The 15,483-nt window shown below is 63.0% G+C and carries 12 protein-coding genes; 3 read left to right on the forward strand and 9 right to left on the reverse strand.

Annotation, left to right across the window (positions count from 1 at the left end):
* Positions 1 to 18: 18 nt before the first annotated feature.
* The 8 genes from ZAL01S_RS06570 to lepA all read right to left on the reverse strand — a co-directional run bounded on the left by ZAL01S_RS06570 (position 19) and on the right by lepA (position 12,028).
* Entirely contained in the window at positions 19 to 1,761 is a 1,743-nt protein-coding gene (locus ZAL01S_RS06570) for a ribonuclease J (RefSeq protein ID WP_066081525.1), read from the reverse strand.
* 54 nt (positions 1,762 to 1,815) lie between these two features.
* Positions 1,816 to 2,793 carry a 4-hydroxy-tetrahydrodipicolinate synthase gene (gene dapA, locus ZAL01S_RS06575; protein ID WP_066081529.1) on the reverse strand — a complete coding sequence of 326 codons (978 nt, stop codon included), beginning with the start codon at positions 2,791 to 2,793 and terminating at the stop codon, positions 1,816 to 1,818.
* A 46-nt stretch (positions 2,794 to 2,839) separates the two neighbouring features.
* Positions 2,840 to 4,666 (reverse strand): AMP-binding protein, encoded by a 1,827-nt coding sequence (locus tag ZAL01S_RS06580; RefSeq protein ID WP_083523138.1) that lies wholly within the window; start codon positions 4,664 to 4,666, stop codon positions 2,840 to 2,842.
* Positions 4,667 to 4,798: 132 nt separating this feature from the next.
* Complete coding sequence (gene arcC / locus ZAL01S_RS06585; RefSeq protein ID WP_066081530.1) at positions 4,799 to 5,719, reverse strand: carbamate kinase; 921 nt, start codon at positions 5,717 to 5,719, stop codon at positions 4,799 to 4,801.
* Positions 5,720 to 5,773: 54 nt separating this feature from the next.
* The gene (locus tag ZAL01S_RS06590; protein ID WP_066081532.1) at positions 5,774 to 6,775 is read right to left on the reverse strand and encodes an ornithine carbamoyltransferase; all 1,002 of its coding nucleotides are present in this window, start codon (positions 6,773 to 6,775) and stop codon (positions 5,774 to 5,776) included.
* Positions 6,776 to 6,920: 145 nt separating this feature from the next.
* Positions 6,921 to 8,171, reverse strand: coding sequence for an arginine deiminase (locus ZAL01S_RS06595; protein ID WP_066081536.1), 1,251 nt, complete (start codon positions 8,169 to 8,171; stop codon positions 6,921 to 6,923).
* A 109-nt stretch (positions 8,172 to 8,280) separates the two neighbouring features.
* Positions 8,281 to 9,786: an arginine-ornithine antiporter gene (gene arcD / locus ZAL01S_RS06600; RefSeq protein ID WP_244875356.1), complete on the reverse strand. Its 1,506-nt coding sequence runs from the start codon at positions 9,784 to 9,786 to the stop codon at positions 8,281 to 8,283.
* Positions 9,787 to 10,177: 391 nt separating this feature from the next.
* Positions 10,178 to 12,028, reverse strand: a complete 1,851-nt coding sequence (lepA, locus tag ZAL01S_RS06605; protein ID WP_066081612.1) for a translation elongation factor 4 — start codon at positions 12,026 to 12,028, stop codon at positions 10,178 to 10,180.
* 125 nt (positions 12,029 to 12,153) lie between these two features.
* Between lepA and ZAL01S_RS06610 the strand changes: the two genes are divergently transcribed.
* The 3 genes from ZAL01S_RS06610 to ZAL01S_RS06620 all read left to right on the forward strand — a co-directional run bounded on the left by ZAL01S_RS06610 (position 12,154) and on the right by ZAL01S_RS06620 (position 14,396).
* Entirely contained in the window at positions 12,154 to 13,242 is a 1,089-nt protein-coding gene (locus tag ZAL01S_RS06610; protein WP_066081538.1) for a CPBP family intramembrane glutamic endopeptidase, read from the forward strand.
* Positions 13,243 to 13,356: 114 nt separating this feature from the next.
* Complete coding sequence (gene rpsT / locus ZAL01S_RS06615; protein WP_066081541.1) at positions 13,357 to 13,617, forward strand: 30S ribosomal protein S20; 261 nt, start codon at positions 13,357 to 13,359, stop codon at positions 13,615 to 13,617.
* 143 nt (positions 13,618 to 13,760) lie between these two features.
* Positions 13,761 to 14,396 carry a DJ-1/PfpI family protein gene (locus ZAL01S_RS06620; RefSeq protein WP_083523140.1) on the forward strand — a complete coding sequence of 212 codons (636 nt, stop codon included), beginning with the start codon at positions 13,761 to 13,763 and terminating at the stop codon, positions 14,394 to 14,396.
* Here the strand turns inward: ZAL01S_RS06620 and holA are convergent.
* A complete protein-coding gene (holA, locus tag ZAL01S_RS06625; protein WP_066081543.1) occupies positions 14,393 to 15,427 on the reverse strand; it encodes a DNA polymerase III subunit delta in 1,035 nt (344 codons plus the stop codon). The genes ZAL01S_RS06620 and holA overlap by 4 nt on opposite strands.
* Between the last annotated feature and the right edge of the window lie 56 nt (positions 15,428 to 15,483).

Here is a 15,483-nt window from a genome sequence, read left to right on the forward strand (position 1 = left end):
CCCTCGCGTGCTCAGTACCTAGTCGTCGGCACGAGCTTCCGTCGCGCGAATTTCTTCGTACTCTTCGGCCAGCACGACAATCGGCACGATCATCGGGCGGCGACGCTGCTTCGTACCAGCCCAACGGCCAACCACACGACGCACCGTCTGCGAAAGGCGGTACTTGTCTTCCACGCCGTCCTCGAGCGCTTCCTCGAGTGCACGGCGAACCTGCGGCACGAGCGGCTCAAGCACCGAATCATCCGGAGCGAAAGCACGCGCGTGCAGTTCCGGGCCAGCAACGATGCGGCGGGCTTTCGTGTCGACCGCGGCGTACACCGAAATGAAGCCTTCTTCCGCAAGCACGCGGCGGTCATGGAGGTCATCCTCCGTGACTTCGCCAACCGTCTTCCCGTCGACATAAACGAAGCCGACCGGAACCTCGCCCGCCTTGCGGGGCACGCCGTTCTCCATCTCGATGACGCCACCGTTTTCGACGATGACGACGTGATCGGCGGGCACGCCCGAGAGCTGCGCAATCTTCCCGTTCGCGACGAGGTGGCGGTACTCACCGTGCACCGGCATCGCATACTTCGGCTTGATGACGTTGTAGCACTGCAGGATTTCGCCGGCGAAGCCGTGACCCGAGACGTGCACGAGCGCGTTGCCCTTGTGAATGACCTCGGCGCCAGCCTTCATGAGGTTGTTGATCATGTTCGAGACCGAGACCTCGTTGCCCGGCACCAGGCTCGAAGCGAGGATCACCGTGTCACCGCGACCGATCTGAATAGCGTGGTCGCCCTGCGCAATGCGGTTGAGCACGGCGAGGGTTTCGCCCTGCGAACCGGTGCACACAAACACGACGCGGTCGTCCGGCAACCCAAGTGCCTTCTTGTAGTCAACGATCGTACCCTCGGGCGCGTTGAGGTAGCCGAGGTCAAGCGCAATACCCATGTTGCGGGTCATCGAGCGCCCCACGAAGGCAACCTTGCGGTTGTTCGCGACAGCGGCATCGACGACGTGCTGCACGCGGTGAATATGGCTGGCGAAGCTCGAGACGACGACGCGCTTGCGCGCCGTGCGAATCGCCTCGTGAATCGCCGGCCCGACGATGCGTTCCGAGCCCGAGAATCCTGGGATCTCGGCGTTCGTCGAGTCACAGAGCCACATGTCGATGCCCTCCGCGCCGAGGCGACCGAGCGTCACGAGATCCGTGAGTCGGCCATCGAGCGGCGAAGGGTCGACCTTGAGGTCGGCCGTGTGGACAAAGGTGCCGGCCTTCGTCGTCACGTGAATGCCGAGCGAGTCGGGAATCGAGTGGCTGATCGACATGAACTCGCAGCGGAACGGCCCGAGCTCTTCGACATCGCCCTCACGAACCGTGAGTGTGTACGGCTTGATGCGGTGTTCCTTGAGCTTCGCCTCCACGAGCGCGAGCGTGAGCTGTGAACCAATGAGCGGGATGCCCGGGTTCTGCTTGAGCAGGTACGGCACACCGCCAATGTGGTCTTCGTGACCGTGGGTCAAGAAGATGCCGACGACATCGTCGAGACGGTCGCCGAGCGACTCAATGTCGGGCAGGATGAGGTCGACGCCTGGCTGGGTGGACTCCGGGAAGAGCACACCGCAGTCGATAATGAGGATCTTGCCGTCGATCTCGAAACTCGTCATGTTCCGGCCGACCTCGCCGAGGCCGCCGTGAGGGATGATGCGGAGCACTCCCTCCTTGAGCTTGGGAAGTGCGATGGGGTGCGGCTCGGTTTCTGCGGCTGTACCTGTCATGTCGTACCTGTCGTTGAGGATGTTGGCTCGGATACCCGAACCCTGAGGTGACGCCTAGCGCGTCGTGCCCGCGATTTTCGGCAGTGCGCCGCCAGCGGCAGCGTTCCGATCGGGGCGGAAGTTTGTGACGTCGACGCCCTCAAGCCCGTGGACGAGGGCGATCTCGTCTTCGATCTGGGCAGCTTCCCACTCTTCGGGGCCGACGAGCGGGAGGCGAACGCGGGGCGAGGCGATGCGGCCGAGGCCGTGGAGGATGTACTTCGTCGAGACAGTGCCGGGCACGTGCGTCATCGTGGCGCGCACGAGCGGCTCGAGGAGTCGGTGCTGCTCGGTTGCCGTCGTGAGGTCACCGCGGTTCACCGCGTCAATCATGGTGCGGTACGGCCCCGGCGCAATGTTCGCGGTGACGCCGATGAGGCCCGCGGCACCGATCGACAGTTCCGGCAGCGCATTTGCGTCGTCGCCCGCAAAGTAGAGGAGCGAGGTCTGGTTCATGACCCGGCTCGCCTCAGCGAAGTTGCCCTTCGCATCTTTCACCGCGAGCACATTCGGGTGCTTCGCGAGGCGCATGATCGTCTCGTACTTGATTGGGATGCCGGAACGGCCCGGGATGTCGTAAAGGATCATCGGCAGGTCGGTCGCGTTCGCGATCATGCGGAAGTGCGTGAGCACACCGGCCTGCGTGGGCTTGTTGTAGTAGGGCGTGACGGCCATGATGCCGTCGGCGCCAGCAGCCTCAGACTGCTTCACCAGCTGGATGGCGTGCGCGGTTTCGTTGGAGGGACCACCCTGGATGATCTTCGCGCGGCCGGCCGCCACGCTCTTGCCGACCTCGACCAGACGGATCTTCTCTGCATCCGTCAGGGTGGAAGTTTCACCGGTGGTGCCGGAGATGACGATTCCGTCGGCGCCACGAGCGATCACGTCTTCCATGTGCTGCTCAACGCCGCCCCAATCGACTTCGCCGTCGATCGTCATCGGCGTCACGAGCGCCACGAGGACTTGGCCAAAAGGATTCTCGATGCTCGTCACCTCCCCCAGTCTACCGCTACCCCGTGACGCGGTCCGAGCTCCCCGGCTAGGAGCGCTTGAGCTCCGGGAAATCGCCCTCGCGCCATTCGTTGGGGATCCGCTCACCGCGACGGGCCAGCTGCTGCTCACGGTCGCGCAGCTCAACACGACGGATCTTGCCGGATGAGGTCTTCGGGAGGTCCTGGAACTCGATCCGTCGCACGCGCATGTACGGCGGGAGACCGGCACGGGCGTGCTTCAAGATCTCAAACGCCGCGTGTTCGTCCGGCTCAATGCCCTCAGCCAATTGCACGTAGGCCTTCGTGATGTTGAGGCGCGTCTCATCCGGTGCACCGATGACCGCGGCTTCCACAACGTAGGGATGCTCGACGAGCACCGACTCGACTTCGAAGGGTGAGACCTTGTAATCGGAGGACTTGAAGATGTCGTCCGTTCGGCCGACAAAGGTGTAGCGCCCCTCAGGGTCGCGCTGCGCGACATCACCCGTGTGGAACACCTCGCCGCGACAACGATCCGCCGTCGCCTCCGGGTCACCCGCATACCCGACCATGAGGTTGAGAGGACGACCGTCGCGGAGCTCGAGGCACACCTCACCTTCCGCGCGGGGACGGTCGGACGGGATCCGCTCCCCCGTGTGCTCATCGACGAGGACGATCGAGACGCCAGGCAGCGGACGCCCCATCGATCCGGGCAGCTGATCCGGGTCGCCGGGAAGATTGCCGATGATCGCGGTCGTTTCGGTCTGCCCGTACCCGTCGCGAATCTCCAGCCCCCACCACTCGCGGATGCGGGCAATAACTTCCGGGTTGAGTGGCTCACCCGCCGAAAGCAGCTCGCGCAGGCCACGCGGCCGGTCACTCGCGCACTCTTGGATGAGCATGCGCCACACGGTCGGCGGCGCGCAGAACGTGTTCACGCACTGCTCATCAAGCACGCGCAGCAGACGCGAGGCCTGGAAGCGCACCACGTTGTCGACCACGATCGTGGCGCCCACGTGCCACGGCGCGAAGAACGCACTCCAGGCGTGCTTCCCCCATCCGGGCGAGGAGATCACCATGTGCGTGTCCCCCGGCTTCACGCCAATCCACGCCATCGTGGAGAGGTGCCCGGCGGGATACGACAGGTGCGAGTGGACGACAATCTTCGGCTTCGACGTCGTCCCCGACGTGAAGTAGATGATGGCCGGGTCCGCTCCCCCAACCGGGCTGAGGTACGCCGACTCATCGACGGCCGATGCTTCGGGCAGGAACCGCAAGCGCTCGCGGTTGAGGTCATCCTCCGGGGTATTCGTGAACTCGAGCGCGACCCGCTCTGCACCCTTCGCGCCACCCACGGCGATAAGACCGAAGTCGCCTTCTACGGCGTCGAACTTTTCGGCATCCGCTTCGTCCGTGATGACCCAGCGCACTTCGGCGCGAGTGACGCGATCCACGAGCTCGTGCGGGCCGAGCACGATTGCCGTCGGCAGCATGACCGCGCCGAGCTTCATGACCGCGAGCATCGACACCCACAACTCGACTCGGTTGGCGAGCATGAGCATGACGACATCACCCTCGCTGATGCCCAGTCCACGGAGGTGGTGGGCAACTGCGTTGGAGCGGCGACGAAGCTCATCGAAGCTGTAGTCGGCGACGCTGCCGTCATCTTCGATGATGCGAAGCGCAGTGACGTCGTTCCCGTCTGCCGCGGGGTCGAACACATCGCGGGCCCAGTTGAAGTGGTCGCCGAGTTCGGGCCAGCGGAAGGTATCCCGTGCGCGCTGCGGCTCTGCGAGGAGCTCGAGCAGTCCGTCACGTGCCTCGCGGAAGAGCGCACCGTTTCGCTTGGACTCTTCGATGAGTGCGTGGGTGCGGGCCTCGTCGTGCGTCGTCATGGAGCTATTCAACCACCGACCCGCAATATCCCTCCGCCAACGTCAGCGCGCGAAGTCTGTACCTCAGAAACAAGGATTGGGGCCGGCCCCGAAGGACCGACCCCAATCTGCTGCACTGCAGGTGGCTAAAGACTATGCAGTCTTGAGCTCAGCACCCGGCTTGATGAGCGTGCCAGCTTCGCCGCGGACGATCTTCTCGATGTCCGAGAGCGAACCGATGACAGCCGACTTGCCGCTTGCCTGGACGAAGTTGATGCAGCCCATGACCTTCGGGCCCATCGAACCCTTGGCGAACTCCATGTTGAGGAGTTCTTCGGGGCTTGCTTCGACAACGCGACGCTGCTCCGGCGTACCCCAGTCGAGGTAGAGGCCGTCGACGTCGGTCGCGATGATGAGCATGTCAGCCTCGAGACCAGCAGCGAGAACAGCAGCTGCGAGGTCCTTGTCGATGACAGCTTCGATGCCCTTGACCTTGCCGTCTTCGACAACGGTCGGGATACCGCCACCACCGGCGCAGACGACGAGGGTGCCCTTGTCGACGAGCGTCTTGATGTCCTCGATCGGGAGGACAGCCTTCGGCTTCGGGCTCGGGACGACGCGGCGGAACGACGTGCCGTCAGGAGCGATCGACCAGCCCTTTTCGTCGGCGAGCTTCTTGGCCTCTTCTTCGGTGTAGATGGGGCCAATCGGCTTCGTCGGGTTCTGGAACGCCGGGTCGTTCGCGTCAACCTCGGTGAGGGTGATGAACGTTGCGACGTTGCGGCCCGGAGCGTGGTTGCGAACTTCCTGCTCGAGCGTGTAACCGATCATTGCCTGGGTCTCGGCGCCGAGGACGTCGAGCGGGTAGGCGGGGACGTCGGTGTATGCGGCAGCCTGGAGAGCCAGGAGGCCGACCTGCGGGCCGTTACCGTGCGAGATGACGACCGTGTGCTCGTCGGTGAGGGTGCAAATGCTCTTTGCAGCCGTGACGATGTTGGCGTGCTGGTTCTCGTACGTCATCGGCTCGCCGCGCTGGAGGAGCGCGTTACCGCCGAGTGCGATCACAATCTTCATGAGATGCCTTTCCGAATGGAATTCTTGGCTAGATAACTTGTTGGAAAGTTCGGACTAGCCGAGGGTGGCGACCATGATCGCCTTGATCGTGTGCATGCGGTTTTCCGCCTGCTCGAACGAGATGTTGGCCGGGCCCTCGAAGACGTCCTCGGTGACCTCGATGCCGTTGGCGAGCTCGGGGTACTTCTCAGCGATGTCAGCGCCGACCTTCGTCTCCGAGTTGTGGAAGGCGGGGAGGCAGTGCATGAACTTCACGCGGGGGTTCTCAGCAGCGGCCATGAGCTCTGCGTTGACCTGGTACGGGAGGAGAGCCTGGATGCGCTCGCCCCACGACTCGATCGGCTCACCCATCGACACCCAAACGTCGGTGTAGATGAAGTCAACGCCCTTGACAGCAGCCTTGACGTCGTCGGTGACGGTCATCTTGGCGCCCGAAGCGTCAGCGAAGACCTGGCACTGCTCGACGAGCTCGGCCTCGGGCTGGAGGTTCGTCGGGGCACCGATGCGGACGTCCATGCCGAGCTTCGCACCGATCATGAGGAGCGAGTTCGAGACGTTGTTGCGGCCGTCGCCAACGTAGGCGAACGAGATCTCGTGGAGCGGCTTGTCAGCGTGCTCGATCATCGTGAGGACGTCGGCGAGCATCTGGGTCGGGTGGAACTCGTCCGTGAGGCCGTTGTAGACCGGGACGTTCGAGTACTCGTGGAGCTCTTCAACAGCCTTCTGCGACTTGCCGCGGTACTCGATGGCGTCGTACATACGGCCGAGCACGCGAGCGGTGTCCTTCATCGACTCCTTGTGGCCGATCTGCGAACCGGTCGGCTCGAGGTAGGTCACGCAGGCACCCTGGTCGTATGCGGCAACCTCGAAGGCGCAACGCGTACGGGTCGAGGTCTTCTCGAAGATGAGGGCGATGTTCTTGCCCTTGAGGCGCTGCACCTCGTTGCCTGCGTACTTGGCGCGCTTGAGGTCGCGCGACAGGTCAAGGAGGTACTGGAGGTCACGGGGCGTGTGGCTGAGGAGGCTGAGCACGCTGTGGCGGTTGTTGTACGGCATTGTGTTTCTCTTTCCCTTGGGTTACTGCGGTGCAGCGGTTGTTGGGTGTTTCTTTGGGCCTTGCGGCCCTGGAGGCCGCGCCCGGAGTAAGGCTCCGGGCGCGGCTCCCGGGTTCGTGCTAGATCAGAGGGACTCAGCGCGAGGCTTAGTACTCGATCTCGTCACGGAGGATCGGGCAGGTCATGCAGCGGCCACCACCGCGGCCACGGCCGAGCTCGGAGCCCGAAATCTCGATAACCTCAACGCCTGCCTCGCGGAGCTTGGCGTTGGTTGCGGTGTTGCGGTCGTAGCCGACGACGACACCCGGCTCGAGGGCGATGACGTTGTTGCCGTCATCCCACTGCTCGCGAGCGATGCCGAAGCGGTCGCCACCGGTGGTGACGGTGCGGAACTTGCCGCCCACTGCGTCTGCAACGGTGTCGATGAAGTGCTTCTCCGAAACCGAAGCGGTGAAGCCCGACTCCGTCGAGCTGTCGGGACGGAGCTCGATCGTCTTGATCTGGTCAACGACGGGCTCGTAAGCGTTCACGACGTCGCGGTCGCAGAAGGTGAAGACGGTGTCGAGGTGCATGGCCGAACGGGTCTTCGGCATCACGCCGAGGAGGAAGCGCTCTGCAGCGCCGGCCTCGAACATGGCCTTGGCAACAGCCGAAGCTGCGCGGTACGAGGTGCGCTCACCGAGACCGATGGCGACAACACCCTTACCGAGCGGCATGACGTCGCCACCCTCGATCGAAGCCGAGCCGTAGTCGATCGACTCGTCGCCGCCGTACCACACCGGGAAGTCGAGGTCCTTGAAGTCCGGGTGGAACTTGTAGACCGAGTGGGTGATGAGCGTTTCCTGCTGGCGAGCGCTCCAGTACATCGGGTTGATCGTCACACCACCGAAGATCCACGACGAGTTGTCGCGCATGAACTGTGTGTTCGGGATCGGGTCGATGACGAAGTTCTCGTCCTGGACGCCGTCGCGGAAGGCCTTGACGATCGGGCCCTGGAGGTCGGCCGGGAGTTCGTCGTAGGCGATACCACCGATGAGGCGCTCTGCGAGCTCCTTCGAGTCCATCTCGTCAAGCCACGGACGGATCTCTTCGCGGAGACCGAAACCAACGACCGAGAAGGCGAGCTTGCGGTCGAGGAGCCAGGCGCGGGCTTCGTTGTCCGAGAGGACCTCGGCGAGGGTCTGGTGGAGCTCGTAAACCTTGATGTCGCGTGCTTCCATCTTTGCGACGAAGTCAGCGTGGTCACGCTGAGCCTGCTCAACCCAGAGGACGTCGTCGTAGAGAAGGTCGTCACACGTGGTGGGCGTCAGGCGCTCGTGTGCGAGGCCCGGACGGCAGACCATCACCTTACGGAGCTTCCCAGCCTCCGAGTAAACGCCAACCTTGTTTTCTGACATGTAGCTCATCTCCTTCAGAAGATGTCGTTGTTTGTAGCTGATTTCGCCGAGTTGGGAGGGGCGGGAGAGGACGGCGGGCCTTGTTCCCCACCCCGTACGTTGCGCTTGCTTAGACGGTGATCACACCGGTGGCGAGCAGGACAGCACCTGCCACAGCCGCGATGGCCACGATGATCATGACGATGAGGTCCACGGTCGAGAACATCTTCGCCTTGGCTTCCTTACGCGCCCAGATGTACAGCGGGGTACCGATGAGGTAGAAGATCGCTGCGATGAGCAGGTAGCCGAGACCACCGGCGTACACGAGCCAGACGCCGTACGCCGAGGCGACTAGGCCGACCAGGATGTCCGAACCGCGGCCCTTGCCACCTTCGTACCCCTCCTTGCCCTGGACTGCGTTGACGAGCTGGAACAGCGCGCTCCACAGATAGGGAAGGAGGATGAGGCTCGAGGCGAGGATGATGAGGCCGGTGTAGCCCGAACCATCGAAGATCGTCCACACGAGGAGGATCTGCATGGCGATGGTCGTGAGCCACAGTGCACCCGACGGCGTGCCGTTCTTGTTGAGGCGACCAACCCACTTGGGAAGGATTGCTTCGTTGGACGGCTCGCGGAAGATCTCAGCGCACAGGAGCACCCATGCAAGGATCGCGCCGAGGAGCGAGATGATGAGGCCGATTGCGATGAAGGCTGCACCCCACGGGCCAACGACGTGCGCGAGCACACCGGCCATGGACGGGTCTTCGAGCTCTGCAATTTCCGGACGCTGCATCACTGCGAACGAGAAGAGGTTCACGCTCACGAGGAGGAGCAGCACGCCGAGGAAGCCGATGACGGTTGCCTTACCGACGTCCGAGCGAGTCTTTGCACGGCTCGAGTAGACCGATGCACCTTCAATACCGATGAACACCCACACGGTGATGAGCATCATGTTCTTCACCTGGTCGAAGGCGCTTCCGAGGGTCTCGCCGTCGAAGAGGGTGGTCTCACCCCAGAAGTCCTGCGAAAAGACACCAGCGTTGAACGCGAAGCCGACGAGGACAATGAAGGTGAGAATCGGGACGACCTTAGCGATCGTCACAATCGTGTTGATGAAGGTTGCCTCACGGACACCTGCAAGAAGCAGGAAGTGAAGCACCCAGATCAGGATCGACGAACCAACAATCACAAGGATGTTGGCACCGCCGTCTACAAGCAGGTTCTGGTCACTCTTGAAGACCGGGAAGAAGTATCCGAGCGTCGAGAAGAGCAGAACGAGGTAACCGATGTTACCGATCCACGCGGAGAGCCAGTATCCCCACGCAGAGGTAAAACCGATGTAGTTACCGAAGCCTGCACGAGCGTATCCGTACACACCGCCGTCAATTTCGGGGCGGCGGCGCGAAAGCGCCTGGAACGCAAACGCGAGCGCGAGCATACCGACGCCGGTGATGAGCCAGCCGATAATCAGCGGGCCGGGGGCGGCTGCAGCTGCCATCTGCGAGGGCAGTGCGAAGATGCCGCCACCGATCATCGATCCGACGACGAGGGCAATAAGTGCGCCGAGTGGGAGCTTCCCCTCGGCGGAGCCTTCAGCAGTGGCTCCTGTTTCGATGGTGTTCGTGACGTTGGTCACGGCGCCTCCCAAGGCCAGGGGCGAGGATCGTCTCGCCCGCATATCGGGGTCGATTATCTATCGCCCCGCGAGGCCCGTGGCTGTCCGGCCTTTCCGACCTCGCAACCTCAACGTTATTCACTCCGACGAAGGTTGCAACCGTTTTGCCGCATACTCCAAGGTTCCCCAGCGGGTAGCGATCAGATTTGGAGGTTGCACTAAATGCTGTTCACCGCGAATTTTCTCGACGTAGAGAAATCTGTCGGATTCTCCTCCCGGATGAAAATGGGTGAGGAAATAGCAACTTCAAGGAATGCACAAATGTGTTGTTCTTTCTACACAAAAAACGTGCCGCCCCTTTGGTATTACCAAAGGGGCGGCACGGGGTAGAGTGCCCCGCCACCACTGGGGGCTATTTCTTCTCCTTGCCCTCCACGTCACCGGAGAGCGCGGCGATGAAGGCCTCCTGCGGCACTTCGACGCGGCCGACCATCTTCATGCGCTTCTTGCCTTCCTTCTGCTTCTCGAGCAGCTTGCGCTTGCGGGAGATGTCACCGCCGTAGCACTTGGCAAGCACGTCCTTGCGGATAGCGCGGATCGTCTCACGCGCGATGATGCGAGCACCCACTGCTGCCTGGATCGGCACCTCGAACTGCTGACGAGGGATGAGTTTGCGCAGTCGCTCCGCCATGAGCGTGCCGTAGGAGTAGGCCTTGTCCTTGTGGACGATGGCGGAGAAAGCATCCACTTTGTCACCCTGCAACAGAATGTCGACCTTCACGAGGTCGGCAACCTGGTCCCCCATGGGCTCGTAGTCGAGCGAGGCGTAGCCCTGCGTGCGGGACTTCAACTGATCGAAGAAGTCGAAGACAATCTCACCGAGCGGCACCTGGTAACGAAGCTCGACGCGTTCTTCCGAGAGATAGTCCATGTTGAGGAGGGATCCGCGGCGAGACTCGCACAGTTCCATCACCTTGCCCACGTAGTCCTTCGGCGTGAGGATCGCGGCGCGCACGACAGGCTCGCGCACCTCAATGATGCGTCCTTCTGGATACTCGGACGGGTTCGTCACCGTGTGGACGACGTTGTCTTCTGTTGTGACCTCGTAGATCACCGACGGCGCCGTAGTAATGAGGTCAAGCCCAAACTCGCGAGAGAGACGCTCAGTCACGATCTCGAGGTGGAGTAGACCCAGGAAGCCGACGCGAAAACCGAAGCCGAGAGCAACCGAGGTTTCGGGCTCGTAGTTGAGGGCGGCATCCGAGAGCTTGAGCTTGTCGAGTGCGTCACGCAGCTCCGGATAGTCGCTCGCGTCAATCGGGTAGAGACCCGAAAACACCATCGGCTTCGGGTCAACATAGCCGTCAAGCGGCTCATCGGCCGGCTTCTGCGCGTTCGTGACCGTGTCACCAACCTTCGACTGGCGAACATCCTTCACACCAGTAATGAGGTAGCCCACTTCACCAACGGCAAGGCCCTTGGTCGGCACGGGCTCAGGCGAGGAGACACCGATCTCGAGGAGCTCGTGGTTCGCACCGGTCGACATCATCTGGATCTTCTCGCGCGGCGTGAGCTTGCCGTCGATCATGCGGACGTAGGTGACGACACCACGGTAGGGGTCGTACACCGAGTCGAAAATCATGGCGCGAGCGGCGGCGTCCGCATTCCCCGTCGGCGCCGGGATGCGCTCGACCACGCAGTCGAGCAGCTCCTCCACACCGACTCCGGTCTTGCCCGACACCCGCAGCACGTCATCCGGGGATCCACCGATGAGGTTCGCCAGCTCTGCCGCGAAACGCTCCGGGTCTGCCGCCGGGAGGTCAATCTTATTGAGGACGGGGATGATCTCGAGGTCGTTCTCGAGCGCAAGGTAGAGGTTCGCCAGCGTCTGCGCCTCAATACCCTGCGCAGCATCCACGAGGAGGATGGCGCCTTCACACGCAGCGAGCGAACGCGAGACCTCGTAGGAGAAGTCGACGTGGCCGGGGGTGTCGATCATGTTGATGGCGAAGGTTTCGCCGCCCACTTCCCACGGCATGCGCACGGCCTGCGACTTGATCGTGATGCCACGCTCGCGCTCAATGTCCATACGATCGAGGTACTGGGCTCGCATCTCACGGTCGGGAACAGAACCGGTGATCTGGAGCATGCGGTCGGCGAGCGTTGACTTACCGTGGTCGATGTGCGCGATGATGCAGAAATTGCGGATCCGCGACGGGTCGGTCTTGGCCGGCTCGAGAGGCTTGGTTGCGCGAGGTGACATAGTGTCGCCCATTGTCCCATGACGGGAGGCATCGCGGGGCTCGTCCGCCCGGTTCACCCGCGTGGACGAGTTTCTTCGGCTGCGTCGCCGATGCGCGGGCAGCTCACGTTCGGGAGGCTGGACGCATGACGAGCATCACAGAGCTGCAGCCTCACGAACCATCAACGACAACGTCGACTCCCCCTCGCGACCTCGCCAAGTCGATCGACGCGCACGGCGTCCCGGGACGCATCCCCTGGATTGCGGTGGCCGTCTACCTCTTCATTGCCTTCGGCGGTGCGTGGCTCTCGTGTCTGCCACTGTGGACGAGCGGCAAGGAGCTCACCGAGCTCATGACCACGACTACCTTTGCACTCTCGGGCACACTCATGATGTGGTCGCCAGCAATCGCTGCATTCATCGCGGTGTTTGCTGTGCAGCGCCCAGACAAGCCCTGGCGTGAACTCGGATTCCTCATCCGCCCGTTCTGGCGCACGCTCGGGTTCTGCGTCATCGCGTGGAATGTGCCGGTCATTTTGAATCTTATGGGCGCACTCGCGGTCGGGGCGATGGGTGGCTTCCGCTTCGGCACAGGCGCGCTCATGGACCTCTATGCCAAGGCAGGCGTGACGGGCATGGACGAAACCACGCTCGCCTGGATGACGGTGCTCCATACGCTCCTCATCGCGGTGCCGCTCGGTGTCTCCTCTGCGCTCGGTGAGGAGATCGGCTGGCGTGGCTTCCTCGTCCAGGCTCTGGCCCCGCTCGGCAAGTGGACGTGCGCACTCGTGACCGGCGTCATCTGGGGCGTGTGGCACGCTCCCCTGCTGCTCCTCGGCTACAACTTCCAGGATCGCGGCATCGGCGGCATCCTGCTCATGGTGCTCTTCTGCATCCCGGTCGGTGCCTTCTTCATGTGGCTCCGGATGCGCTCCGAGACGGTGTGGCCCGCCGCGATTGCGCACGGTTCGATGAACGCCTCCGTCACGCTCGGCTTCTTTCTCTGGGCGAATGACCCGAGCGTGCTGAAGACGTTCAACCTCGTCTCGATGTGGCCGATGTGGGTCTGCTATGCGGTGCTCGCGCTCATTGCCCTCGTCGTGTGGGGGTCGCGCCCCACACCTCGACCCTGGCGATGCGATGTCGAGGAGGAGCCTGAGGAGGACCTCGAACTGGTCGTCACGCCCGCCCGCGCGCCGCACGAATTCGTTGAGGAGCCCACTGAACGCTGCTAGGGTTGGTCTTTGGCTTCCGCGCCGCACGTATTCCCACTCGGCGCGAGTTCGCCGCGCGGCCCCTCTACCGCTCGGCACTTGACCACAGCATCAGCATTCACGCGAAAGAGACCCATGGCGAACATTAAGTCGCAGATCAAGCGTATTGGCACCAACCGCAAGGCCACCCTGCGCAACAAGGCCTACAAGGCAGAGCTCCGCACCGCGATCCGTCGCGTCCGCGAGGCCGTTGCTGAGGGCGACCAGGCCAAGGCCCAGGCAGCTCTCCAGCACGCCACGAAGAAGCTCGACAAGGCCGTGTCGAAGGGCGTCATCCATAAGAACCAGGCAGCGAACCGTAAGTCGGCAATCGCCAAGCAGGTTGCAGCGCTCTAAGCCTCATCGCTTTCACGAAGGCCCCCGCATTGTGCGGGGGCCTTCGTCGTGTTTCAGGACCCGGGACGCACGTTCTTAGCACCCACAACAGACACTTCGTCTAACCAGATACTTTCTCAGGCCCGGACAGCTACGCTCACCGCATGTCGGTCATGCCAACCATTGCGTCTCGTGAAGTCACCGTGGTGCTGTTCGAGCAATTCGAACTCCTCGATGTGTTCGGTCCGGTTGAACTCTTGAGCAAGGTCCCCGAGCTTCGCATCACGTGGGTGGCAGATTCGCCGGGGCCAGTGACGAGCTCACAGGGCGTTCGCGTCATTGCGGAACAACCATTCACCCATGACACTCGGGCTGACATCCTGCTCGTGCCCGGTGGAGCTGGCACCCGGCAGCTCGTCCACGACAGCGCATTTCTCACGCGTCTGACAACCGTTGCCAAGACATCGCACCTCGTCACCTCCGTATGCACCGGGTCCGCGCTCCTCGCCGCTGCTGGATGCCTCGAGAGCTATCGCGCGACGAGCAACAAGCTGGCGTTTGAATGGGTGCGCGGACATGGTCATGACGTTGATTGGGTTGCAGAAGCCCGCTGGGTGCACGATCGAGATCGATGGACCTCATCCGGCGTGGCAGCAGGTATGGACATGACGGCAGCACTCATTGCGCACCTGTATGGCGACGAGGTAGCTCGTAGCGTCACCCAACATGTCGAATACGAACCACAACGCAACGCGGATCACGACCCGTTCGCCTCGCTCTATGGACTTGTTGACCGCTAGAGCTGGCGCGTGGCGATCATGCGGAGCATCCGTTCGACAGCAAACTCGGCGTCCTTCGAACCGCCCTTGACGCGGTGATCGGTTTCGGCGACGAGCTGGATGGCGCGAGCAAGCGAGCGGTCGTCCCAGCCACGCAGCTCGCGGCGGGCCTGGCCGATCATCCACGGCGCTCCCCCGATCTGCGAGGCGAGCTGGGCATCCGTACCCCGAAGATCGGACACCTTCGCCATGGTGCGGAGTTTGTTCGCGCAGGCTGCGACGATGGGCACCGGGTGGATGCCGGTGGCGAAGCCGTGCCGCGCGAGTGCGAGCGCTTCGCGGACGCGACCTGCGATCGCGGCATCAGCAATCTTGAAGCCGGTCGTCTCGACGCGGCCGCCGTAATACTTGTCGATCAGCTCTTCGGTGATGACGTCGTCGCTCAGCGTCATGAGCTGGCTGCAGGCGCTTGCGAGCTCGGCGAGGTCTGCATTGAACGCGGCGACGAGCTGCTGCGCGGCGGCGGGCACGATGCGCCGGCGTTCGGCCTTGAACTCTCCCATGACAAAGTCCACAAGTTCGTTCGCCTTGAGCGGTTCGCACGACACCTCGATGGCGATGCCCTGTGGGGCGCTGCGGATGGCATCGAGGAGCTTCTTGCCGCGTTGACCGCCACGGTGGCGAATGACGAGCGTTGTCTCGTCGATCGGCACTTCGAGGTAGCTGATGGCATCCGTGATGAAAGCGTCCGTGCAGCTCTCGGCGCCGTCGATGAGGACGAGGCGCGGCTCGAGAAAGAGCGAGGGACTCACGTAGCTCGCAAGCTCACCTGCCGCATAGCCGGATGCGGCAAGCTCCGTGACCTCGAGCTCGGGGTCTTCGGTGACGAGGGTCTGCTTGATGAGACTCGTGGCTTTGCTCGCGAAGAAGTCTTCTTTGCCACTCACGAGCACGATCGGCACGGGGTACGCCTCACGGGCCGGGACGACCGGGATCTTCGCTTTTTTGGGGCGCGCGGAGGCGGAGCGGGATGTGCCACGGGCTGCAGGCATGCGTTCCTCCTTCACGGTCGGCCTCCAGCGTAGCGGCGAGCGCCGACATTCCCGGG

The organism is [Zimmermannella] alba NBRC 15616 (assembly GCF_001570905.1).
GTDB lineage: Bacteria > Actinomycetota > Actinomycetes > Actinomycetales > Microbacteriaceae > Pseudoclavibacter > Pseudoclavibacter albus.

Excerpts from the sequence above, each read along its gene's own strand:
- ZAL01S_RS06570 (WP_066081525.1), bottom strand. The coding sequence starts at position 1,761 with ATGACAGGTACAGCCGCAGAAACCGAGCCGCACCCCATCGCACTTCCC.
- ZAL01S_RS06580 (WP_083523138.1), bottom strand. The coding sequence starts at position 4,666 with ATGACGACGCACGACGAGGCCCGCACCCACGCACTCATCGAAGAGTCC.
- arcC (WP_066081530.1), bottom strand. The coding sequence starts at position 5,719 with ATGAAGATTGTGATCGCACTCGGCGGTAACGCGCTCCTCCAGCGCGGC.
- ZAL01S_RS06590 (WP_066081532.1), bottom strand. The coding sequence starts at position 6,775 with ATGCCGTACAACAACCGCCACAGCGTGCTCAGCCTCCTCAGCCACACG.
- ZAL01S_RS06595 (WP_066081536.1), bottom strand. The coding sequence starts at position 8,171 with ATGTCAGAAAACAAGGTTGGCGTTTACTCGGAGGCTGGGAAGCTCCGT.
- lepA (WP_066081612.1), bottom strand. The coding sequence starts at position 12,028 with ATGTCACCTCGCGCAACCAAGCCTCTCGAGCCGGCCAAGACCGACCCG.
- ZAL01S_RS06610 (WP_066081538.1), top strand. The coding sequence starts at position 12,154 with ATGACGAGCATCACAGAGCTGCAGCCTCACGAACCATCAACGACAACG.
- rpsT (WP_066081541.1), top strand. The coding sequence starts at position 13,357 with ATGGCGAACATTAAGTCGCAGATCAAGCGTATTGGCACCAACCGCAAG.
- ZAL01S_RS06620 (WP_083523140.1), top strand. The coding sequence starts at position 13,761 with ATGTCGGTCATGCCAACCATTGCGTCTCGTGAAGTCACCGTGGTGCTG.
- holA (WP_066081543.1), bottom strand. The coding sequence starts at position 15,427 with ATGCCTGCAGCCCGTGGCACATCCCGCTCCGCCTCCGCGCGCCCCAAA.